At 33.0% G+C, this 22,078-nt stretch carries 20 protein-coding genes and 1 tRNA gene; 18 read left to right on the forward strand and 3 right to left on the reverse strand.

All coding sequences use genetic code 11. From position 1 onward, the window contains the following. Window positions 1-466: 466 nt before the first annotated feature. Entirely contained in the window at window positions 467-1,633 is a 1,167-nt protein-coding gene (locus ASF10_RS23040; protein ID WP_056254879.1) for an MFS transporter, read from the reverse strand. A gap of 101 nt (window positions 1,634-1,734) precedes the next feature. Between ASF10_RS23040 and ASF10_RS23045 the strand changes: the two genes are divergently transcribed. The 8 genes from ASF10_RS23045 (at window position 1,735) to ASF10_RS24300 (ending at window position 10,233) form a co-directional block, all read left to right on the forward strand. Beyond that, window positions 1,735-2,568, forward strand: a complete 834-nt coding sequence (locus ASF10_RS23045) for an AraC family transcriptional regulator (protein WP_056254882.1) — start codon at window positions 1,735-1,737, stop codon at window positions 2,566-2,568. Between the two features lie 70 nt (window positions 2,569-2,638). After that, window positions 2,639-3,022, forward strand: a complete 384-nt coding sequence (locus tag ASF10_RS23050) for a hypothetical protein (RefSeq protein WP_241775006.1) — start codon at window positions 2,639-2,641, stop codon at window positions 3,020-3,022. 182 nt (window positions 3,023-3,204) lie between these two features. After that, a complete protein-coding gene (locus ASF10_RS23055; RefSeq protein WP_056254885.1) occupies window positions 3,205-3,735 on the forward strand; it encodes a DUF3347 domain-containing protein in 531 nt (176 codons plus the stop codon). Window positions 3,736-3,737: 2 nt separating this feature from the next. After that, on the forward strand, window positions 3,738-4,298 hold the full coding sequence (locus ASF10_RS23060) for a helix-turn-helix domain-containing protein (protein WP_056254889.1): 561 nt from the start codon (window positions 3,738-3,740) through the stop codon (window positions 4,296-4,298). Between the two features lie 290 nt (window positions 4,299-4,588). Beyond that, on the forward strand, window positions 4,589-7,129 hold the full coding sequence (locus ASF10_RS23065; RefSeq protein ID WP_056254892.1) for a heavy metal translocating P-type ATPase: 2,541 nt from the start codon (window positions 4,589-4,591) through the stop codon (window positions 7,127-7,129). A 9-nt stretch (window positions 7,130-7,138) separates the two neighbouring features. Further along, entirely contained in the window at window positions 7,139-9,391 is a 2,253-nt protein-coding gene (locus tag ASF10_RS23070) for a multicopper oxidase family protein (protein WP_056254895.1), read from the forward strand. A gap of 90 nt (window positions 9,392-9,481) precedes the next feature. Beyond that, a complete protein-coding gene (locus tag ASF10_RS23075; protein WP_056254899.1) occupies window positions 9,482-10,039 on the forward strand; it encodes a hypothetical protein in 558 nt (185 codons plus the stop codon). A 38-nt stretch (window positions 10,040-10,077) separates the two neighbouring features. Further along, the gene (locus tag ASF10_RS24300; RefSeq protein WP_157849081.1) at window positions 10,078-10,233 is read left to right on the forward strand and encodes a hypothetical protein; all 156 of its coding nucleotides are present in this window, start codon (window positions 10,078-10,080) and stop codon (window positions 10,231-10,233) included. 158 nt (window positions 10,234-10,391) lie between these two features. Here the strand turns inward: ASF10_RS24300 and ASF10_RS23085 are convergent, their stop codons facing one another. After that, window positions 10,392-10,844, reverse strand: coding sequence for a DUF4442 domain-containing protein (locus tag ASF10_RS23085; protein WP_056254903.1), 453 nt, complete (start codon window positions 10,842-10,844; stop codon window positions 10,392-10,394). A 255-nt stretch (window positions 10,845-11,099) separates the two neighbouring features. On the opposite strand from ASF10_RS23085, the gene ASF10_RS23090 reads away from it, so the two are divergent. The 5 genes from ASF10_RS23090 to ASF10_RS23110 all read left to right on the forward strand — a co-directional run bounded on the left by ASF10_RS23090 (window position 11,100) and on the right by ASF10_RS23110 (window position 15,484). Beyond that, window positions 11,100-11,555: a DUF4870 domain-containing protein gene (locus ASF10_RS23090; protein WP_056255232.1), complete on the forward strand. Its 456-nt coding sequence runs from the start codon at window positions 11,100-11,102 to the stop codon at window positions 11,553-11,555. Window positions 11,556-11,733: 178 nt separating this feature from the next. Continuing rightward, the gene (locus tag ASF10_RS23095) at window positions 11,734-12,066 is read left to right on the forward strand and encodes a PadR family transcriptional regulator (RefSeq protein ID WP_008464689.1); all 333 of its coding nucleotides are present in this window, start codon (window positions 11,734-11,736) and stop codon (window positions 12,064-12,066) included. Between the two features lie 3 nt (window positions 12,067-12,069). Beyond that, window positions 12,070-13,794 (forward strand): PspC domain-containing protein, encoded by a 1,725-nt coding sequence (locus ASF10_RS23100; protein ID WP_056254906.1) that lies wholly within the window; start codon window positions 12,070-12,072, stop codon window positions 13,792-13,794. 3 nt (window positions 13,795-13,797) lie between these two features. Next, a complete protein-coding gene (locus ASF10_RS23105) occupies window positions 13,798-14,529 on the forward strand; it encodes a head GIN domain-containing protein (protein WP_056254909.1) in 732 nt (243 codons plus the stop codon). An 85-nt stretch (window positions 14,530-14,614) separates the two neighbouring features. Beyond that, window positions 14,615-15,484: a GIN domain-containing protein gene (locus tag ASF10_RS23110; protein ID WP_056254912.1), complete on the forward strand. Its 870-nt coding sequence runs from the start codon at window positions 14,615-14,617 to the stop codon at window positions 15,482-15,484. 154 nt (window positions 15,485-15,638) lie between these two features. Here ASF10_RS23110 and trxB read toward each other — a convergent pair whose 3' ends face one another. After that, on the reverse strand, window positions 15,639-16,586 hold the full coding sequence (gene trxB, locus ASF10_RS23115; RefSeq protein WP_056254915.1) for a thioredoxin-disulfide reductase: 948 nt from the start codon (window positions 16,584-16,586) through the stop codon (window positions 15,639-15,641). Window positions 16,587-16,762: 176 nt separating this feature from the next. Between trxB and ASF10_RS23120 the strand changes: the two genes are divergently transcribed. The 5 genes from ASF10_RS23120 (at window position 16,763) to ASF10_RS23140 (ending at window position 22,031) form a co-directional block, all read left to right on the forward strand. After that, window positions 16,763-16,837, forward strand: a tRNA-Pro gene (locus tag ASF10_RS23120). 324 nt (window positions 16,838-17,161) lie between these two features. Continuing rightward, window positions 17,162-17,587, forward strand: a complete 426-nt coding sequence (locus ASF10_RS23125) for a helix-turn-helix domain-containing protein (protein WP_056254917.1) — start codon at window positions 17,162-17,164, stop codon at window positions 17,585-17,587. Between the two features lie 197 nt (window positions 17,588-17,784). Then, complete coding sequence (locus ASF10_RS23130) at window positions 17,785-18,186, forward strand: septal ring lytic transglycosylase RlpA family protein (protein WP_056254919.1); 402 nt, start codon at window positions 17,785-17,787, stop codon at window positions 18,184-18,186. A gap of 109 nt (window positions 18,187-18,295) precedes the next feature. Next, on the forward strand, window positions 18,296-20,818 hold the full coding sequence (locus tag ASF10_RS23135; protein WP_056254922.1) for a DUF2339 domain-containing protein: 2,523 nt from the start codon (window positions 18,296-18,298) through the stop codon (window positions 20,816-20,818). Then, window positions 20,805-22,031 carry a hypothetical protein gene (locus ASF10_RS23140; RefSeq protein WP_056254925.1) on the forward strand — a complete coding sequence of 409 codons (1,227 nt, stop codon included), beginning with the start codon at window positions 20,805-20,807 and terminating at the stop codon, window positions 22,029-22,031. The genes ASF10_RS23135 and ASF10_RS23140 overlap by 14 nt, the downstream gene beginning before the upstream one ends. Window positions 22,032-22,078: the final 47 nt, after the last annotated feature.

A 22,078-nucleotide genomic window follows, 5' to 3' on the forward strand; every position in this document is an offset into this window, starting at 1 on the left:
AATTCATAAAAATTTCCTAAAAAAAATAAAATATCAAAAATAAAAATTCATAAAAATTTCCTAAAAAAAATAAAATATCAAAAATAAAAGTGCTTTTTTATATGACATGTGTAATTTAAGTTCAATATAAATATGAAATATATTTTTATAATTGAAAGATTCATTGCGATTTTCTAAAAAAAACAATCGATTACACAGAAACTAATTACAATATTATTAAGTGTTTTTTCTACATTTATACAATGGTAAAAAAGAGTTTTTCATGCTTTTGAATTTCCTTATTTTGATAATGTAATGGCTTGAGAAGCTCAATTCGATACAGATCTACACTAATATTCCTACTAATAAAAAATCATGATGTAGTCATAAAGACCTTAAATAGAGAGAAAGATAAAATTTGGACATAAAAAAACCCTTAAACAAGTTTGTTTAAGGGTTAACTGCTATTTTAAAGTATTTCTATGTTTTATGCACGTTGCAATTGTAAATTGCTTTTATGTTTTTGCATTAAAATAAAAGTAATAATCATACCAATCACCGCCATTACAACACCTATAAGATTTGGCGAAGCATAACTATATCCTGCAACCAGAGGCAAACCTCCCAAAAATGCGCCTAAGGCATTCCCGATATTAAAACTTCCCTGAAGTGCTGCCGATGCTATCATCTCAGCATCTTTAGCAGTTCTGATCATTAACATTTGAATTGGGGCAATAACGGAAAAAGAAATAGCTCCCGTTAAAAAAGTCAGGAATAATGAAATGTATTGATTAGAAGAGAATAAATAAACGAAGATTAAATCAATAGACATTACAAATAATAATGCTAATACTGTAGGTGCCGGAGAATATTTATCAGCCAGTTTTCCGCCTAAAAAGTTTCCAACCACCATTCCTAATCCTGCAAGAATCAATATATAAGAAACATCTTCTGCAGAAAATTTAGATACATTTATCAATAAAGGTGCGATATAGCTAATCCAGGCAAACAATCCTCCAAACCCAATTGCCGTAATCCCAATTATTAACCAGGCTTCTGTTTTCTTAAAAAACTGTAATTGTGTTTTCATATTCACATTTCCGCTTTTCTCCAGATTTGGCATCCATAAAGAAATAAACAAAAAGGTAAGCAGTCCAACAACCGCAATTAATACAAAGGTATAACGCCATATAAAATTATGACCTATATAAGTACCAATTGGAACACCAATTAAATTAGCCAGCGTTAAACCAGAAAACATAATGGCAATCGCCTGAGCTTCTTTGCCTTTGTCTGCCAAACGGCTTGCAACTACAGCTCCAACTCCAAAGAAGGCTCCGTGTGGTAATCCCGAAAGAAATCTGGATGCGAATAAAAAGTTATACGTTGGTGCAATTATTGAAAGTGCATTAAAAACCGTTAACATTAAAGCTAATATTAAAAGCATTTTCTTTGGCGGAAAGTTTCTTCCTAAGATTACTAATAAAGGAGCTCCAATAACAACACCCAAAGCATAGGCAGAAATTAAATATCCCGCAACCGGAATCGAAACTTTCATATCTGAGGCAATATCTGGCAACAAACCCATCATAACAAACTCGGTAATACCAATTGTTAATCCTCCTAATGAGAGTGCAATAAGACTTTTTTTCATTTGTTTTACAAGAAAGGAATAGACTTTCTATGGTGCAAATTTAACACTGTTAACCTTAAATTAAGTTGTATATTTGCGATATAAACTTGTAATTTTATGTCATGCCTATTTTAAATCAATTCAAAACTCTGGTTATTGATGAATTTGAAGATGAGAAATTTCACCTTCCGCCGCACACGCATACTTATTATGAAATTATTTATATCAAAAAAGGAAGCGGAGTTCATCACTTGAATAACAACTTATTACCTTATAAAACGGGAGATCTGTTTGTGATTTCACCAGAAGACGAGCATTATTTTGATATTAAAAAAAGTACTCGTTTCTTTTATATTAAGTTTACGGACAATTATTTTAATTCGAAACAGAATCTTACTTGCGACGAATTCTTAATACATACTCCGGAAAGTTTCATGCGTGATAAAACGCTAAAAGAAACTGTTCTTAAACTCGACGATCCCTGCAAGACAATATTAAAGAATACAATCGAAAATATTGCCGCCTATAATTGTAAAACCGATGTGTCGACTTCGCCAATTGTATTTTATCAGATTCTTTCGATTTTCGGATTAATTAAAGAAACCATGCGTGGTCAAAACCTTGTTGTTAAAGGAAATTCTATCGATAACGAACAAATCACTTCTTATATTCATCAGAATATTTATCAGCCAAAATTAGTTCAGATTAAAGTAATCGCGAGTCATTTTAATATTGCCGAAACTTATTTTAGTGCCTATTTCAAACGAACTTTCTCGATTAGTTATCGCGATTATATTCATAATTTAAGAACAACTCTAATCGAAAAACGAATTCATAACAACCAATTACCGATTAAGCAAATTGCTTATGAATTTGGTTTTACCGATGAAAGTCACTTATCAAACTATTTTAAAAAGCGAAAAAACATGAAGCCAACAGATTTTAAGAAAACTTAAAATTGGAAATCTTAAATAAATAGCAACGCTTAAAAAAAATATCTAAATTTGTACTTCTAAAATAATTTCATTGGCAAAAAAGCTCCACATATTATTTCTTTTCATAACTCTTGGCTTCCTTTTGATGTCCAATTCTGGTTATGCTTGTGGAAAAGCTTCTGAAAAAATGTCTTGCGAGAAAAAGACAATTTCTAAAAAAGAAACTACCGATTCTTGCAAAAAAGATTGTTGCAAAGACAATCATAATTCTAAAAAAGAGCAAAATGGCTGCAACAGAAAATGTGATCATTCCGGTTGTACTACTTCTGGATTATCGTTTAGTTTAATAACAACAAACGAATTTGAATTTGATAATAATCTATTCAATTTCTCTACTGAAAAAACAACTCCTTATTATAAAAACATCAGTATTTCTGATGGTTTTACTTCTATTTGGCTTCCGCCAAAAATATAATATTTCTATTTCTGACAGCCATAATTGGGTTTAACCACAAAGGCTCTAAGATACTAAGGTTCTAAGCAAAAAAACAAACTCTTCATCCGATAGCTATCGGAATTGCGAGATTAAAACATCCTATAAAAAAATAAATTATTTAACTTAGAGGATAAATTCATTCTCTATTAAAATCTTATAAAATGAAAAATACAATATCAACTATAGCAGCAGTAATAATCGTATTATTTTCTGCAAATACAATTCAGGCAACTACAATCAAAACAGAAATAACTACAATTGAAGATGTAGATTCAAGTCAGTTACAAGCCGTTTATGATGCTTATTTTACTGTAAAAGATGCCTTGATTAAAAGTGATGCTAAATTAACTTCGGCGAAAGCCACAGATTTATTGACAGCAATTACCGCAGTAAAAATGGATAAACTTAAAAGCAACGAACATACTGTTTGGATGAAAGTCGTTAAGAAATTAACTGCTGATGCTAAAAGTATTTCGACAAGCTCAGATATTAAAAAACAACGTGAAACTTTTAAATCCTTAACTAAAAGCACTTACGACTTAGTGAAAGTTTCAAAATCTGGTGAAGTTGTCTACAAACAATATTGTCCAATGGCAGACGCTGATTGGTTAAGCAAAGAAAAAGCAGTTAAGAATCCGTATTACGGTTCTTCGATGCTGACTTGCGGAAACGTGGTAGAAACCATCAAATAAATATGACGCTTTACATCAAAAACATGGTGTGTGGTCGCTGTAAAATGGTTGTGAAGTCTGAGTTTGAAAAACTTGGACTTCATACTATTTCTGTTGAATTAGGCGAAATCGAACTGCAAGATGACATCACCGATTCTCAGAAAGAAATTCTGCTAACAAATCTTCAGGCTTTAGGTTTTGATTTTATTGATGACAAAAAAAGTAAAACGATCGAGAAAATAAAAAACCTCATCGTTGATTTAGTTCATCATAAAAACAATGATCTCAAAATCAATTTATCTGATTATTTAGTCGAAAACCTAAATCAGGATTACAGCACTTTGAGTAATCTTTTCTCAGAAATTGAAAATACTACTATCGAAAAATATTTTATCAGTCAGAAAATCGAGAAAGTAAAAGAACTCCTTATATATAATGAACATTCGTTAAGCGAAATTGCCGATATGCTAAATTATAGTAATGTCGCCCATTTGAGCAATCAGTTCAAGAAAATCACGGGCTTCACTCCTACTTATTTCAAACAATTGAAGGATAAAAAAAGAATTCAGATTGAGAATTTGTAATACTATTTAACCGCTAAGAGCGCTCTTATTTTTGTCATTTCGAGGAACGAGAAATCTTCACAAGAAACTCTGCAACGAAAATCCAAGCTTTGTAGAGCCACTTGCGAAGATTTCTCGTTCCTCGAAATGACAAACTAGATGGTGAATCACTCTCTTTTAACTAAAAATCTTTGCGCACTTTGCGGTTAAATCTCTTTTTCATAAATATTACAAATCATTCTCAAAATTATACAAACCGAAGTAAACGTTACTTCAGAAATTTGCATTGTAATACTTAAAAAGATAAAACAATGACGCATCAATATATAATTTCAGGAATGTCGTGCGATGGATGTCGTAAAAAAGTCGAGAAAACTTTGAATACGATTGAAGGAATTCAGGCCGAAGTAACTTTAAATCCTCCATTGGCAACTATAACAATGGAAAAACATGTTGCAACTGAAAAATTTCAGGAAGCTTTAACCGAAGCCGGAAAGTATACTATTGAGATGACTTCGTCTAAAAATACCTCAGAAGCTCCCATTAAATCGTGTTGTTCCAGTAATAAGAAAGAAAATCACGAAGGACATCATCACAAAAAAGAAACCACTTTAATTCACAATCATAATACAACCGGAGTTTTTTATTGTCCGATGCATTGCGAAGGTGATAAAACCTATAACAAACCCGGAGATTGTCCCGTTTGCGGGATGGATTTAGTTCCAGAAGTTGCTATAAACACAACTCAATTTACTTGTCCGATGCATCCGGAAGTTGTTTCGAATGAACCAGGCGATTGTCCAATTTGCGGAATGGATTTAGTGCCAATGCAAGTTTCTGAATCTGAGGAAAATAAAACTTATACTGACTTATTAAAGAAAATGAAGATTGCGATTTTGTTTACGCTCCCGATCTTTATTATATCAATGTCAGAAATGATTCCTGACAATCCTCTTTATAAAATAATGTCTATTGAAAGTTGGAATTGGGTTCAATTCTTATTTTCAATTCCCGTGCTTTTTTATGCGGGCTGGATGTTTTTTGTTCGCGCTTACAAATCGGTTATTACCTCGAATCTGAATATGTTTACGCTTATTGGGATTGGAACTGGCGTTGCTTTCTTGTTTAGTATTGCCGGAATGTTTTTTCCTGATATTTTTCCAGCTGAATTTAAATCACATCACGGAACTATTCATCTTTATTTTGAAGCCGCAACAGTTATTATAACTTTAGTTTTATTAGGACAATTATTAGAAGCCAAAGCTCACGGACAAACAAATGGAGCCATAAAAGCTTTATTGAAATTAGCTCCAACCGAAGCAACTTTAGTAGAAAACGGAAATGATAAAGTAATATCGATTCATACTATTAAAAAAGGAGATTTATTACGTGTAAAACCTGGAGAGAAAATTCCGGTTGACGGAAAAATTACCATCGGCGAAAGCAATATTGATGAAGCCATGATTACCGGAGAACCAATTCCGGTTGATAAAAAAGTGGGCGATACTGTAATTGCGGGAACAATAAACGGAACAAAATCGTTTGTTATGATTGCAGAAAAAGTAGGCTCAGAAACTTTGCTTTCTCAAATTATACAAATGGTAAATGATGCAAGTCGTTCGAGAGCGCCAATCCAGAAATTAGCCGACAGAGTTGCCAAATATTTTGTTCCAACCGTTGTTATTATTTCGATTATAACATTTTTCGTTTGGGCAAAATTTGGTCCTGAACCGGCTTACATCTACGGATTAATTAATGCAATTGCTGTTTTAATTATTGCTTGTCCTTGTGCTTTAGGATTAGCAACTCCAATGTCTGTAATGGTTGGAGTTGGCAAAGGGGCGCAATTCGGGATTCTGATAAAGAACGCCGAAGCTCTGGAAAACATGAGCAAAATCGATGTTTTGATCACGGATAAAACCGGAACTATTACGGAGGGAAAACCTTCTGTAGAAAAAATATACGCTGTTAATAATAATGAAGATGTTTTACTTCAAAATATTGCTTCACTAAACCAACATAGCGAGCATCCTTTGGCGCAAGCCGTAGTAAATTTTGCTAAAGCTAAAAACCAAACAATTCTTGACGTTCCGGATTTTGAAGCCGTTGCCGGAAAAGGAGTTATAGGAACTGTGAATAACTCAAAAGTAGCTTTAGGAAATAAAAAACTAATGCTTCAGGTTGGCGCTTCGATTTCTGAAGACATCGAAAACAAGATTATTACCGAACAAAATCTGGGCAAAACCGTTTCTTATATCGCCGTTGATAAAGTTGTTTTGGGTTATGTAACGATTACAGACGCCATTAAAGAAAATAGTGTAAAAGCGATAAAAGATTTAATCGATCAAGGTGTTGAAGTGATTATGATGACGGGAGATAATGGCAATACTGCCAAAGCGGTTGCAAATCAATTGCACTTAAGTTCGTTTAAAGCTGATTGTCTTCCTGAAGATAAACTCAAAGAAATTCAGCGTTTGCAAACCGAAGGTAAAATTGTTGCCATGGCGGGTGACGGAATCAACGATGCTCCGGCTTTGGCTCAAGCCAATATTGGAATCGCAATGGGAACCGGAACTGATGTTGCCATCGAAAGTGCCAAAATTACGCTTGTAAAAGGTGACTTAAACGGAATTGTAAAAGCTAAAAAACTAAGTTATTCGGTGATGAAAAATATCAAACAAAATTTATTCTTCGCCTTTATCTATAATATTTTGGGCGTTCCTATCGCCGCGGGAATTTTATATCCGGTATTCGGGATTTTGCTTTCGCCGATGTTGGCTGCACTTGCAATGAGTTTGAGTTCCGTTTCGGTAATTGTAAACGCATTAAGATTGCGAAATCTAAAACTTTAATAAATCAATATGAAACTACATACTATTCTAATTGTCTTTTTAATTGCTTTTAGCGCAAATGCTCAAAAAGTAGTTCGTTACGATTTATACGTTCGCGATACGATTGTCAATTTTTCGGGAAAAGAAAAACGCGCACTTACCGTGAATGGACAAATCCCAATGCCAACTTTGACTTTTACTGAAGGTGATATTGCGGAGATTTATGTTCATAACGAATTAAAAAACGAAGATACAGCGTTGCATTGGCATGGATTATTTCTTCCGAATAAAGAAGATGGAGTTCCGTATTTAACGCAAATGCCAATTAAACCCGGAACGACACATAAATATAGTTTCCCAATTATTCAAAACGGAACGTATTGGTATCACAGCCATTCTGGATTGCAGGAACAAATTGGTTTGTATGGTCTTTTCATTATCAATAAAAAGAAAGACGATGCAACTTTTAGAAAAGGGATTGATGATTTACCAACAATTCCTTTTATCCTAAGTGAATGGACGGATCTAAAACCTGAGAATGTTCAACGAATGCTGCATAATGCCAACGATTGGTTTGCTATAAAAAAAGGAACGACTCAAAGTTATGCCGAAGCCATCAAGAATGGGCAATTCTCGACAAAAATCACCAACGAATGGAAACGCATGAATGCCATGGATGTGAGTGATGTATATTATGAGAAGTTTTTAATTAACGGAAAAAATGAAGATCAGCTTTCGCAATTTAAAGCGGGTGATAAAGTCAGATTGCGAATTGCAAACGGAGGCGCTTCGAGTTATTTCTGGCTGACTTATGGCGGCGGAAAAATAACGGTTGTGGCCAGCGACGGAAACGATGTTGAACCTGTAGAAGTTGACCGATTGATTATTGCGGTTTCTGAAACTTATGATATTGTCGTGACAATTCCTGAAGATCATAAATCCTTTGCTTTTTTGGCTACAGCCGAAGACAGAACAGGATCTGCTTCTTTGTTTTTAGGCGAAGGAACGAAACAGCCTGTCAAACATCTTCCGAAATTGAAATATTTTGAAGGCATGAAAATGATGAATGACATGATGAAGATGAACGGCGAAATGAACGATATGGGTATGAAAATGTCTCTGAACAAAATGGACATGAATGCTGTAATGTATCCTGAAATTTCGGGCGAAGATGAATCAACAAAAACCGAAGATCATTCTATGCATAATATGCAAAACATGAAAATGGACGATATGAAAATGTCAAGCGATTCTACTGAAACTGCCGAAATTACGACTTTGAATTACGGAATGCTGAAATCTCCAACCGTTACAACTTTACCCAAAGACGCTCCGGTAAAAGAATTGCGTTTCGAATTATCCGGAAATATGAACCGTTATGTTTGGAGTTTGGACAACAAAGTGATTTCTGAAACGGATAAAATCTTAATTAAGAAAGGAGAAACCGTTCGTATTACCTTATATAATGGTTCGATGATGCGTCACCCAATGCATTTACACGGACATGATTTCAGGATTATTAACGAACATGGCGAATATTCTCCGCTTAAAAACGTGATCGATATTATGCCAATGGAAACTGATACAATCGAGTTTCAGGCAAATGCTGATGGCGATTGGTTTTTTCACTGTCATATATTATATCATATGATGGCGGGAATGGGACGTATTTTTACTTATGAAAATTCGGCTCCAAATCCGTTGATTCATCATCCTGAAATGGCATACAAAATGCTAAAAATGGATGATCGAATGTTTCATTTTATGGCGGAAAATGATTTTGCGTCAAACGGAAATGACGGTGAAGCAATGTTCAGTAACACGCGTTGGAGCATTGGCACGGAATGGAGATTGGGTTATAACAATGAACATGGTTATGAAACCGAAACGCATATTGGTCGATATATTGGAAAAATGCAATGGTTTATGCCTTTTATAGGTTTCGATTGGCGCTATAGAAAAATGGGAATGGATGAGCAGGAACAAAATATGTTCGGACAAAAGAATACCAAAGACAACCGTTCGGTTTTTAGTGCCGGTATGGAATATACTTTGCCAATGCTTGTAAAAGCTCAGGTTGAGGTTTACACCGATGGAAATGTAAGGGTTCAATTTGAGCGAAAAGATATTCCGCTTGCAAGACGTTTGCGAATGAACTTAATGTGGAATACGGATAAGGAATATATGGCGGGTTTAAAATATATCGTTGCCAGAAACTTTGGGATCACAACTCATTATGACAGTGATATGGGAGTTGGCTTTGGATTAAATCTTAATTATTAATTATCATATTCTCATCTAAGTTAAAAACGACTTTTATTATATTTGAAATTGATATTTAAGTAAAAACTATACTAAGTAAACCATCAAACTATGAATTTAGAAGATTTCAAAAAGAATTTTAACGGTCAGATCACGAACGAGCTAACTTTATTTTATGAGATAAACGAAGAACTGGGATACGAAAATTATTCTCAGGGTTTTGGATTATATAAAGATGATAAATCTGGAATTGCATCCTGGTCTGAAGATCCTGATTTTTTAGACAAATTAATGCCTTTTGCACAGGCAAACGGTTCGGGTTCTATGTACGTTTTATGGAATAACGACCAAAATAAATCCCTAAACGAATTGCCTGTAGTCGTTTTTGGTGATGAAGGAGGTTATCATATTGTCGCAAAAAACATCTTCGAATTTATGCAATTACTGACTTTTGATACTGAAATCTCTGTAGATCACGAACAAGCTTACTTTTATAAAGATGAAGATGATTATGAAGAAAGTGAAGGTTTGCCGGAATATAAAGAATGGCTTAAAGAAAATTTTAATCTGGATTCGATAGATGAAACTGAATCTATTTTAGAAAATGCGCAGGAAACATACAAGACTGATTTTGACAAATGGGTCTCTAAATTTTATAATGAAGATTAAATCTAAAGAAAAGTACTAACAATTAAATTATACAAAAAATGAAAAAATTATTTGCCGTATTAGCGATCGCTTTATTTACAATTGGTGCACAAGCACAAGACACAAAACCAGCAACAAAAAAAGAAACTAAAAAAGAATCTTGTTGCAAAAAGACAGATGACAAAAAGGACAAGAAATGTTGCGCTAAAAAATAATCGTAACGCTGTTAAAAGTAAAATGCCTCAAATATTTGAGGCATTTTTTTATGTTATTTTTTTGCCACGAATTCCACGAATTAGCACGAATTACTTTTCTACAAAATGCATTAAGCATTTTGAATTAGTGTCAATTCGTGGAATTCGTGGCAAAAAAACTATTTAATTCTTACGCTCCATTCAAAATCCATTTCAGAAACCTGAACGCCTTCTTCGTTTGTTCCTATAGATTTCATCCAGAAAGTTTGTCCCTCGCCTGTTTCGATTGTTCTTTTTATTGCATCTGCGATTAAGTGTCCGTCGTTACAAACAAAATTTATTCTTCCGGTTGCTTTTTTGGTAAAGTTCCCTTTATTATTGGCTACCAGCATTGAGATTTTTTTTCCGCTTTGCTGAATTTGTGAGATTACCAATGCTCCTGTTGTTAACTCTGCTGCCATTGCCTGAACCGCAAAATACATAGAATTAAAAGGATTCTGATTAATCCATCTGTGTTTTACACTTACCACACATCTATCTTCATCGATTGCCTTTACACGCACACCACAAAAGTAAGCAGATGGTAATTTGAATAACACAAATTTGTTGAGTTTAGAAACTGATATTGCCATGTGATTTATTTTTTTATGTAAAAATACAAAAAAACTATGCACGCACAATAAATTGCTTTTACTTTCATAAAGGGCTAATAAAATCAAGGCTTCCCGATGATTTTCAATGCATTATAAGGCAATTTTAAATTTTAACTTTGTTAAAATAATGTTAATATTTGGTACTATGTAAAACAAGATACTGTCTTTTAGACATATATTTGCATAAGAAAATACTATATACTTTTAATCATGCAAATAACAACACCACTCATCATGGAAACAACATCAGAAAAAAACATTGCAACGTTCACGCACTTAAGTACTTTAAGTCAATACATCATTCCGTTTGGGAATTATATTTTCCCGATATTAATCTGGACGAGTTACAAAGACAAATCAGAATTTGTAAATTATAGCGGAAAACAAACGTTAAATTTTCAATTAAGTCTTTTGCTTTACACCTTAATTCTGGCATTAATTGCAATTCCAATCTTTGCCTTTGTACTTCTAAAAAACCTGCCAATCAACACGGTTTTTAACGATGAAGATTTAATCATCAGAAATCTTAATATCGATGGAAATATTGGAATTTTAAGTATTGGAGCAACAGCAGTTTTACTTTTTGGATTATTAAAATTTGTAGAATTCTTTTTAGTGATTTACGCTTCAATAAAAACTTCAAACGGTGAATTCTATAAATATCCGTTAGCGATTCCTTTTATAAAGTAATCCAAATTATAAAGCACTTCGACTTCGCTCAGTGTAACATTAAAAATTAAAAGTATAGTCGAAACTTTACAAGCAATCAACAAGGATCGTTTCGGGATCAATCATCAATCAAAATCAATCATCAATCATCATCAATCAAAAAACGAATTGTTCAATCAAAAAAAAACAAAATGAAATTATGAACATTGAAAACACAAAAGCACAGATGCGCAAAGGTGTTCTTGAGTTTTGCATCTTATCCGTATTAAAAGAAAAAGACGCATACACATCAGAAATATTAGACACTTTAAAAAACGCAAAATTACTAGTTGTTGAGGGAACAGTTTATCCACTTTTGACTAGGCTGAAAAACGACGGTTTGCTTAATTATCGTTGGGAAGAATCGACTTCAGGACCACCTCGAAAATATTATGGATTAACCGAAATAGGACAAACATTTTTAAACGAACTTAGCGGTACCTGGACAGAATTGTCTGACGCCGTAAATCTAATCACCAATCAAAATCAATAAGTCATGAACAAAACAGTAAATATTAACTTAGGCGGTATGGTTTTTCACATAGATGAAGATGCATATTTAAAATTGACACGCTATTTTGACGCAATAAAACGATCACTAAATAACTCATCCGGTCAGGACGAAATCATTAAGGATATCGAAATGCGTGTATCTGAATTATTAATTGAGAAACAAAAAAGCGACAAGCATGTTGTAGGACTGAAAGATGTTGATGAAGTGATTGTGGTAATGGGACAACCGGAAGACTACATTCTGGAAGACGAAGAAAGATCTAATCAGTCTTTTAACGAATACGGATCAAGAAAGCATAAAAAATTATACCGTGATAAAGAAAAAGGTATGATTGGTGGTGTTGCAACCGGTTTAGGTCATTATTTTGGAATCGACGCTGTATGGATAAAAATTCTATTCTTAGTATTTGTATTTGCAGGTTTTGGAACTGGTATTTTAGCTTATTTCGTTCTTTGGATTGTAACTCCGGAAGCGGTTACAACATCAGAAAAACTTGAAATGACTGGTGAACCGGTAACTATTTCGAACATTGAGAAAAAAGTTCGTGAAGAAATTGAATCTCTATCTAACAAATTCAAAAATGCAGATTATGATGCAATGGGAAACCAGGTAAAGTCAGGAGCTGAGAGAATAAGTAGTTCATTTGGAGATTTTGTTATGACGGTTTTTAAAATCTTTGCTAAGTTTTTAGGCGTAATCTTAATCATGTCAGGAATTAGTGTTTTGATCATGTTATTGATTGGGGTATTTACTTTAGGAACGAATGTATTTGTTGATTTTCCTTGGCAAAATTTTGTAGAAGCAGGAAACTTTACTGATTATCCTATCTGGTCATTTGGTTTATTAATGTTCTTTGCCGTTGGGATTCCGTTTTTCTTTTTGACACTTTTAGGTTTCAAATTGTTATCTCCAAACTTAAAATCTATTGGTAATATTGTAAAATATACTTTATTGGCAATCTGGATTATTGCAGTTGCAATTGCCATTAGTATTGGAATTAAACAAGCTACAGAAATATCATACGACAATAAAACAGTAGAGAAAAAAGCGCTTAACATCACGACGAAAGATACATTATTTGTAAAATTCAGATACAATGATTATTACGCAAAAGACCTGAATCATTACAGAGAATTCGAATTCGTACAAGATTCAGCTAACAATCAATTATTATATTCAAACGATGTTCGTTTGCATGTTTTGCGCACTGATGAAACTTCTCCTTATATACAAATAGAAAAAAGCGCAAGAGGAAATTCGTTTATATCTGCAAAACAAAGAGCAGAAAAAATTAATTATAAGTTTGAGATTAAAGGAAATCATTTAATTTTGGATAATTATTTTCTTACAGACGTAAAAAACAAATTTAGAGGTCAGGAAGTCGACGTTTATTTATACCTACCTGAAGGACAATTGTTCAAACCGGATGCATCTGTTCAGGATTATGATGACTCAGAAAATGATTTTTTCAACTTACACTTTAGTGGTAATTACAACTATAAAGTTGAAGGTTCGAAAATTAAATGTCTGAATTGCCCATCTGAAGAAAATGATTATGAAGATGTAAACGAAGAAGAAACCCATATTGAAAATGATACTGTAAACGAAGTTTCGATTAAAATAAATGGAAAAGAAGTTTTAAACGGAAAAAAAACCAACGGAAGACTAACCACTGACAAAAACGGAGTTATAATCAAAATTAACTAAGCCATGATAAAAATAATCATTCATATTACAAAATTCATTATTGCGACTGTTACCGCATTATTGTTTGCCTCTTGTAATTTTAACGTGAACTCAATTGAAGGAAGCGGAAATGTTACTAAAGAAAAAAGAATCGTACAGGGAGATTTTCAAAAAATTTCTGTAAGCAATGCAATTGATCTGGTAATTATTCAATCTGATGCAACCGAAATTGTTGTTGAAGCTGATGATAATGTACAAAAAGAGATCTCTACAAAAGTTGAAAACGGAACACTAATTATTAAATGCAAACGCGGTTCTTTTAGAGATGTTACAAAAAAAGTGACGGTAAAAATGCCCAATATTGACAAACTTGAAGCATCAAGTGCTGCTAACGTAATGAGTCAGGGACTTTTGCAAGGCGAGCACATTGATATTGAAACTTCAAGCGCTGCAACACTGGATATTAATATAGAATATGACAACGTTTCTGCTGATTCTGGCAGCGGAAGTACAATTATCTTAAAAGGAAAAGCATTAACAGTTAAAACTTCAGCATCAAGCGGATCAAGTATAAATGCAAACAAATTACTGGCAAACGAAGTTGATGCAGATGTTTCAAGCGGAGCAAGTACAAATGTTCATGCAATCGTACGTTTAAAAGCAGAGGCCAGCAGCGGAGGAAGCATCAATTATGATGTTGCACCAAAAACAATCGAGAAAACTTCGAATTCAGGAGGAAGTATCAGCCAGGGGTAAACGATATTTATCTGTTAAATATAAAAAAATCATTCATCGAAAGTGGATGATTTTTTTATATTTGTGAAAATCAAATCTAGAATTAATGAAAAAAAATACAGCCATACTCCTATTATTATTGGTGACGACGTTAAGTTTTGGTCAGAGAAGAGAAAAAATTAAAGGATCTAAAATTGTAACCACTTCAATAAAAGAAGTAGGAGAATTTGACGGAATCGAAGCCGATGATAATTTAGAAGTATACCTTGAAAGAGGAGAAAAAAATGAAATAAAAATTGAAGCCGATGATAACTTACATGATATTATCGGGATGGATTTAAGAGAAAAAGTACTTCGTTTATATACCTCAAAAGAAAGTACTATTTTCAAAAAACTAGTCGTTCGCGTTACGTATACAAAATCATTAAAAACTGTAATTGCAAAAAATGAATCTGTAGTATATGCTATTCAGGAACTTCAGTTAGATGATATTACTTTTAATACTTTTGATTATGCTAAATTATTCCTGAATGTAAACTCAAAAAAATTCAGCTTATTTGCAGATGATAAATCAAGAATCGAACTGAATTTAAAATCAGAAGATGCAAACCTGCAATTGAGCAAAAACTCTGCTATAAAAACATTAGTATCTGCTATAAAATTCAGATGCGATTTGTACCAAAAAGCTGTTGCAGCAATTGAAGGTATTGCTGAAAAAGCAACAATTCGTCTGGATAACAATTCCGTTTTTACAGGAACAAAATTCACCTTAAAAGAAGCCAATCTTACTACAGAAGGTTCTGCAGCGGCAACTGTATTAGCCGAAAATTCGATCTCAATCGCAGCCGGAGACAAATCTGAAGTTTCTTTATTTGGAAACGCAAAAATTGACATTACTCGTTTTACCGAAGAAGCAAAACTTATTAAGAAACCAGGCGCAATCAAACTAAAAGAAAAAGCACCTTTATTAGAATAAATTTCCTCTAGATAATCTTAAACACTTTATATAAAAAAGTCCCATTCTTATCGAATGGGACTTTTTTATTATCTATTTTCATTTCAACATCCAAAACAAAATCTGAGATTAACTGAAAACTGAGACTGAGACTGAAAACTGAGACTAAGAATACTTACTCCTGCGCTGCCAAATATCTTTCAGCATCTAATGCAGCCATACATCCTGTTCCTGCAGCAGTAATTGCCTGACGGTAAACATGATCTGCAGCATCTCCGGCTACAAAAACACCTGGTACATTTGTATTAGATGTTCCCGGAGTATTTATGATATAACCAGTTTCATCAAGATTAATGTAATTTGCAAAAATATCAGTATTTGGTTTGTGACCAATTGCTACGAAAAATCCTGTTGCAGGAATTTCGATAACTTCACCAGTAGTTTTGTTAAGCGCTTTAATAGCGTGAACAACTTGGTTATCACCCAAAACTTCAACTGTATCATGGTTCATTAAAATTTCGATATTCTCGGTTTTACGAACACGTTCTTCCATAATTTTAGAAGCTCTGAATTTTTCGCTTCTTACCAGCATCGTTACTTTTTTGCAAAGTTTAGACAAGTAATGTGCTTCTTCGCAAGCAGAATCTCCTGCTCCAACAATTACAACTTCCTGATTACGGTAGAAAAATCCGTCGCAAACAGCACAAGCCGAAACTCCGCCACCCATTTGCAAATAATGCTGTTCTGATGGTAATCCTAAATATTTAGCAGATGCTCCTGTAGAAATAATAACAGTTTCACAGTGCAGCTCAATAGCATCGTTAATCCAAACTTTATGAATATCTCCTGAAAAATCAACTTTTGTAGCCCATCCGTCACGAATATCAGCTCCAAAACGTTTTGCTTGATCCTGTAACTGAACCATCATTTCTGGTCCTGTAACTCCATCAACATAACCCGGAAAATTTTCTACTTCGTTTGTTGTAGTCAATTGTCCGCCTGGTTGCATTCCCTGATATAAAACTGGATTCATATTAGCTCTGGCTGCATAAATAGCCGCAGTATAACCTGCCGGACCAGAACCTATAATTAGGCATTTAATTTTTTCGATTGTATCTGACATAATATCTATAGTTTTAAGTGATGCAAATGTAAACTTTATTATAAAAATTTACCATGAAATCAAATCCTAAATAACTATCTCAAAATAAGTTTTATTTATTTTGAGATTTTTCTTTTCTAAAACAAATTTATTACTATATTTGCATCCGCTTACGGGCAGTACAACAAATACATCTTCGGGGTGTAGCGTAGCCCGGTTATCGCGCCTGCTTTGGGAGCAGGAGGCCGCAGGTTCGAATCCTGCCACCCCGACAAAAAAGTCTTTTCAGAAATGAAAAGACTTTTTTTTTGCTTTATAATTAATCTTCAGCAGATTAAAATCTGCCGCTACAAAATAAATCATTCCTCCGTAATTTTATAAAGAGTGTCGCTTTTTTAAACAGAAAACTCACAAATCAAAATCAACAACATTATCAATTACTTTCAACATTAAAAGTGTATGAAAAATTGTATTTTTGTTTTATACACATGATTAAAGCAGTTTATTATTGCATTCCTTTTATTGGTATCGTAAAGTAATGAGTATGTATTTTACCATTTCCTTAATTTATTATTTCTAATTATTATCTTTGAGCTATGAGCACATTAACAAAACCAAGTCATATAGGACGCAAGATTAGCCGTATTCGTGAACTTAAAGACATGAAACAAGAAGCTTTGGCGCAAGCTCTCGGGATAAGCCAGCAAACAATATCTGCCATTGAAAACAGCGAAACAATAGATGACGAAAAACTCGCAGATGTTGCTAAAGCACTTGGTGTGACTGTAGAAGCTATAAAAAATTTCTCAGAAGAAAACATGATTAACTATTTTAATACTTTTACTGATAATGATTTCAGTAATAGTCAGGGCGCTAATTTTGGAAATCTTAATGCATGTACCTTTAATCCGTTTGATAAATTGGTAGAAGCTCACGAAGAAATCAAAACGCTTTACGAACGTTTATTGCAAGCCGAAAAAGATAAAAACGAATATCTGGAAAATTTATTAAAGACGAAATAATCTTTATAAAACATATAATTAAGACAAAGAGGTTCATAAGAGCCTCTTTTTTTTGGTTAAATGTTTAAAAATTATTCGATGATTTTAGAACTTGAATAAAATAAAAAATGTCTTTTTATACAATAAATATAACTTTTATGATCTGTCAATTTTCTTGTGATTAGCTCTCTTTGTGCAAAATTCAGAAAATTACAGAAATGAAAATCTTATTATTACACCTTTTTTTTGCTATCTCATTGACAACTATTGCACAAGAAAATTTATCCTTAAATCAAAACACTGAAACAGAGAAGTTAACATTGTATAAAGAAAAAGCGCACGCCTCTTATTATCACGATAAGTTTAACGGAAGAAAAACAGCAAGCGGCGCAAGGTTCGACAACTCAAAACTAACTGCTGCCCATAAAAAACTCCCTTTTGGCACACAGCTAAAAATTACAAACGAAGCAAACCAAAAATTTATAATTGTAAAAATCACAGACAGAGGTCCTTTTATAAACGGACGAGAAATCGATTTGTCTAAAAAAGCTTTTATGGATATTACTTCAAATAAAAAAAGCGGAGGAATTATTGTAAAAATTGAGATTATAGAAAAATAAAATCATTCTATTTAATTAATCATGAATACCGTTAATTCTTTTTACGTAAAAAAACTCACCATGTTAAAATGTTGTTATATTTACAAATCATAATATTACACTTATCTCTATGGAAAGTTTTCTTATAGTTGCATTATTTTGTTTCCTTATATATATTCTTAATACCATAAAAGGTCGTTTTGATCACCTTGAAAACGATATCCAGAAACTCAGCAAAAAACTAGATCTCCTTAAAACAGCCGAAAAAGTTGTCGAAAATAGTTCTGCTGTTCCAATTCCTGTCCTTAAAAAAGAAGAATTCAAGATCGAGCCTGAACAAGCTAATCAAAACACGTTTGAAGTTGTTAAGCCAGAAGTTACAGAACAAAAAATTACTGACGAGCAATTAGAAAAAATCGCATTATCTGCCAATATTGACAATTCGCCTAAACCTCTTGAACCTAACGTTCCTGAATCCAAACCAATCCCGAAACCAATAATTCCTGCTGAACCAGAAAAATCATTCTGGGAAAATTTCAAAGAGAAAAATCCGGATCTGGAAAAATTCATTGGCGAAAACCTTATCAATAAAATTGGTGTACTAATTCTGGTTTTAGGAATTAGTTATTTTGTAAAATATGCCATAGACAAAGACTGGATCAACGAACCTGCGCGTGTTGGAATTGGCGTTTTATGTGGCGTTCTGGTTATGGCAATTGCGCACAAATTACGTAAAAACTATGCCGCTTTCAGTTCTGTAATTGTAGCCGGAGCGATTGCCATTTTCTATTTCACGATTGGGATTGCATTTCATGATTATCACTTATTCAATCAAACCGTAGCTTTTAGTATAATGGTTATTATTACGGCATTTAGTGCTTTAATATCTTTATCATACGATCGCGTCGAGTTAGCGGTTCTCTCTTTAATTGGCGGATTTGCAGTGCCTTTTATGGTTAGCACCGGCGAAGGAAATTATGTGGTTCTTTTTACCTATATTATTATTTTGAACATTGGGATTTTAGCGATCGCCTATTACAAAAAATGGAATCTGGTTAACATTCTATCCTACATATTTACCATATTATTATACGCCGCTTGGTTATCCAGAGACTTAAGATCAGACCAACCTCATTATCTTGGAGCCTTGATCTTTGGTTTTATTTTCTATTTCATTTTTATATTAATGAATATTGTAAATAACATAAGATCTAAAGGAGATTTCTCTAAAACGCAGCTCACTATTTTAGCCAGCAATACGTTTTTATTCTATGGCGCCGGAATGGCAATTTTAACCCATTATCATCCGGAACTAAAAGGTTTATTTACTACGATTCTTGCCTTTTTAAATTTAATTTATGCTTGGTTTTTATATAAAAAATTCGACATAGACCAGAAAGCGGCTTATTTACTTATTGGGTTAACGCTGACTTTTATAACATTAGCAATTCCTATTCAGTTTGAGGGCAACTATATTACCTTGTTTTGGGCAGCCGAAGCCGTTTTATTATTATGGCTTTCTCAAAAATCCAAGATTAGCAGTTATAGAGTTGGCTCTGTAATCGTTCATATTTTAATGCTCTTTAGCTTGATGATGGACTGGAATAAATACTATAATGGCAATGAACCTTTGAATATTATCATTAATCCTATATTTATAACAGGAGTTTTTGCCGTAAGTTCTTTGTTTGCAATTTGGTATTTACTAAAAGACCAAATCGAAGATTCTACAGTTGTCGATTTTATTATTAACCCGGAAAAACACAAACGAATCGCTTTAGAAATTGGCGTCGTCCTAACCTATTTAACCGGCTTATTCGAGGTTATTTATCAGTCCAATCATTATATCGAAAATCTATACAGTTCTATAACGTTACCTATTTTATATCATTTATTATTCTCGGCTTTGTTTTCTTCGTATTTAATAAAACGAAAAACAGAAGCCGGATATCAGGGTGCTTTATTACTGGCGATTGCAAATATTGTATTGTTTGCATTCTGGTTCTCTAATTATCCTTTCCTGGAACACAAAGACATTATAAGTTCCGGAACCGGCAAATCAATTGCTTTTTACCTTCATTATATCTCCTTGATTATTACAATTTATTTTGGATATCAATTGTTTCAGATCTATAAAAAAGTTGATTTCTCTTTTTTCAAAAGCAAATATTTTATGTGGGTTGCAGCATTTTTTGTAATCTATATTGCCAGTTCAGAAGTTTTGCTTCATGGACTTGTGGCAATGAATTCTACAGTAACACTTCATGACGTGCAAACAAATGCGTTGTATGAAAGTTATAAATCTGATTTACCCTTTTTATATAAAAACACAGCAAGCGAAAGTATTAGTCTGGCAACAACCAAAATCATCAAAACCGGATTGCCAATTCTATGGGGAATTTTAGCTTTTGTGTTTTTGATAATCGGAATAAAAAAACAACTCAAATCATTACGAATAATTGCTTTATCCTTGCTTGGTTTAACGATTTTGAAATTATTTTTATACGACATCAGCAACATTTCTGAAACCGGAAAAATCATATCTTTTATCCTTTTAGGAATCTTAATTTTGATTATCTCTTTTGTATATCAAAAAATCAAAGTACTAGTTATTGACGAAAACAAGCCTGAAGAACCAAATGAAACTAAATAAATTTATAGCCTTACTTTTTATTACAAACCTTTCGTTTAGTCAATATCAAACGACCGGAAAAATAAAACCAGTTTCGCAAAACGGATTGCATGAAATTGTTTTATCGCCAGAAATCAGGTCTTACTCCAAACAAGATCTAAGCGATATTAGAATATTTGATGCTAAAGGAAATGAGATCCCGTATTTTATTCAAAGCAACAACACCGTTACTTCAGATACTTTTGAAGAATATACTATTGTTTCAAAAACGGTTTCTCCTAAAAAAAGTACCTCGGTTATTATTGCAATTCCGCCTAATAAACAAAATAATCAGCTTTCGCTTTTTATTGCAAATTCTGATGTAGAAAAAAAATATTCTGTTTCAGGAAGTGACGACCAGAAAGAATGGTTTGGCATATCAGATTCGCAAACCCTTTATAATCTAAATAGTGTATCAGAAACAAGTGTTGTAAAAACGATTTCTTATCCGTTAAGTACTTATCATTATCTAAAAATTGATTTTGATGATCGAAAAACACTTTCAGTTAATATCCTAAAAGTGGGAAATTTTAGTACCCAATCGCAAAAAAGCATTTTACAGGAAATTACGCCAAAGAAAACGGATATAAAAGAAAACGCATCACAAAAAGAAACTCAGATTCATGTTCTTTTTGATGCGCCGCAAGTTATTAATCAAATAACATTCGAAATTTCTAAACCTACTTATTATAAACGTACCGCAATTCTCTACAAGAAAATAACACGCGAAACAAGAAGAAAATCTCAGATTGTCGATGAAGAAATTTTTTCTTTTGAATTAAGTTCTGCTGCAAAAAACACCTTTACTTTTCCTGAAATATTCGAAAAGGAATTCTTTATAAAAATTGAAAATCACGACAATCAGCCTTTACAAATTTCGAAAATAAAATACGCGCAAAAACCAGTTTCTATCGTTGCTGATCTTAATACCGATGAAAACTATATTATAAAAACAGGAAATAAAAATTTGGCAGAACCAGAATACGACCTTTCGAATTTTAGAAGTAACATTGCTGCTAATTTGCCGCAAACATCTTTATACGATATTCAGCAAAAAACTACGGTAAAAAGTCAAACCGCAAGTAAATCTTTCTGGCAGCAATCCTGGTTTATGTGGATTTGTATCGCATTGGGCGGAATTACTATTTTATTTTTTACCACCAGTTTAGTAAAAGATTTAAAAAGAAAGAATTAAAATAAAAACCAGATTTAGGGTTTAAATACTTTTTTAAGATTCAAACT

This window comes from Flavobacterium sp. Leaf82, assembly GCF_001422725.1.
Taxonomy (GTDB): Bacteria; Bacteroidota; Bacteroidia; order Flavobacteriales; family Flavobacteriaceae; genus Flavobacterium.

Excerpts from the sequence above, each read along its gene's own strand:
- ASF10_RS23060 (WP_056254889.1), top strand. The coding sequence starts at position 3,738 with ATGACGCTTTACATCAAAAACATGGTGTGTGGTCGCTGTAAAATGGTT.
- ASF10_RS23110 (WP_056254912.1), top strand. The coding sequence starts at position 14,615 with ATGAAAAAAAATACAGCCATACTCCTATTATTATTGGTGACGACGTTA.
- ASF10_RS23090 (WP_056255232.1), top strand. The coding sequence starts at position 11,100 with ATGGAAACAACATCAGAAAAAAACATTGCAACGTTCACGCACTTAAGT.
- ASF10_RS23105 (WP_056254909.1), top strand. The coding sequence starts at position 13,798 with ATGATAAAAATAATCATTCATATTACAAAATTCATTATTGCGACTGTT.
- ASF10_RS23070 (WP_056254895.1), top strand. The coding sequence starts at position 7,139 with ATGAAACTACATACTATTCTAATTGTCTTTTTAATTGCTTTTAGCGCA.
- ASF10_RS23125 (WP_056254917.1), top strand. The coding sequence starts at position 17,162 with ATGAGCACATTAACAAAACCAAGTCATATAGGACGCAAGATTAGCCGT.
- ASF10_RS23140 (WP_056254925.1), top strand. The coding sequence starts at position 20,805 with ATGAAACTAAATAAATTTATAGCCTTACTTTTTATTACAAACCTTTCG.
- ASF10_RS23065 (WP_056254892.1), top strand. The coding sequence starts at position 4,589 with ATGACGCATCAATATATAATTTCAGGAATGTCGTGCGATGGATGTCGT.
- ASF10_RS23085 (WP_056254903.1), bottom strand. The coding sequence starts at position 10,844 with ATGGCAATATCAGTTTCTAAACTCAACAAATTTGTGTTATTCAAATTA.
- ASF10_RS24300 (WP_157849081.1), top strand. The coding sequence starts at position 10,078 with ATGAAAAAATTATTTGCCGTATTAGCGATCGCTTTATTTACAATTGGT.
- ASF10_RS23055 (WP_056254885.1), top strand. The coding sequence starts at position 3,205 with ATGAAAAATACAATATCAACTATAGCAGCAGTAATAATCGTATTATTT.
- ASF10_RS23045 (WP_056254882.1), top strand. The coding sequence starts at position 1,735 with ATGCCTATTTTAAATCAATTCAAAACTCTGGTTATTGATGAATTTGAA.
- trxB (WP_056254915.1), bottom strand. The coding sequence starts at position 16,586 with ATGTCAGATACAATCGAAAAAATTAAATGCCTAATTATAGGTTCTGGT.
- ASF10_RS23095 (WP_008464689.1), top strand. The coding sequence starts at position 11,734 with ATGAACATTGAAAACACAAAAGCACAGATGCGCAAAGGTGTTCTTGAG.
- ASF10_RS23075 (WP_056254899.1), top strand. The coding sequence starts at position 9,482 with ATGAATTTAGAAGATTTCAAAAAGAATTTTAACGGTCAGATCACGAAC.
- ASF10_RS23135 (WP_056254922.1), top strand. The coding sequence starts at position 18,296 with ATGGAAAGTTTTCTTATAGTTGCATTATTTTGTTTCCTTATATATATT.
- ASF10_RS23100 (WP_056254906.1), top strand. The coding sequence starts at position 12,070 with ATGAACAAAACAGTAAATATTAACTTAGGCGGTATGGTTTTTCACATA.
- ASF10_RS23130 (WP_056254919.1), top strand. The coding sequence starts at position 17,785 with ATGAAAATCTTATTATTACACCTTTTTTTTGCTATCTCATTGACAACT.
- ASF10_RS23040 (WP_056254879.1), bottom strand. The coding sequence starts at position 1,633 with ATGAAAAAAAGTCTTATTGCACTCTCATTAGGAGGATTAACAATTGGT.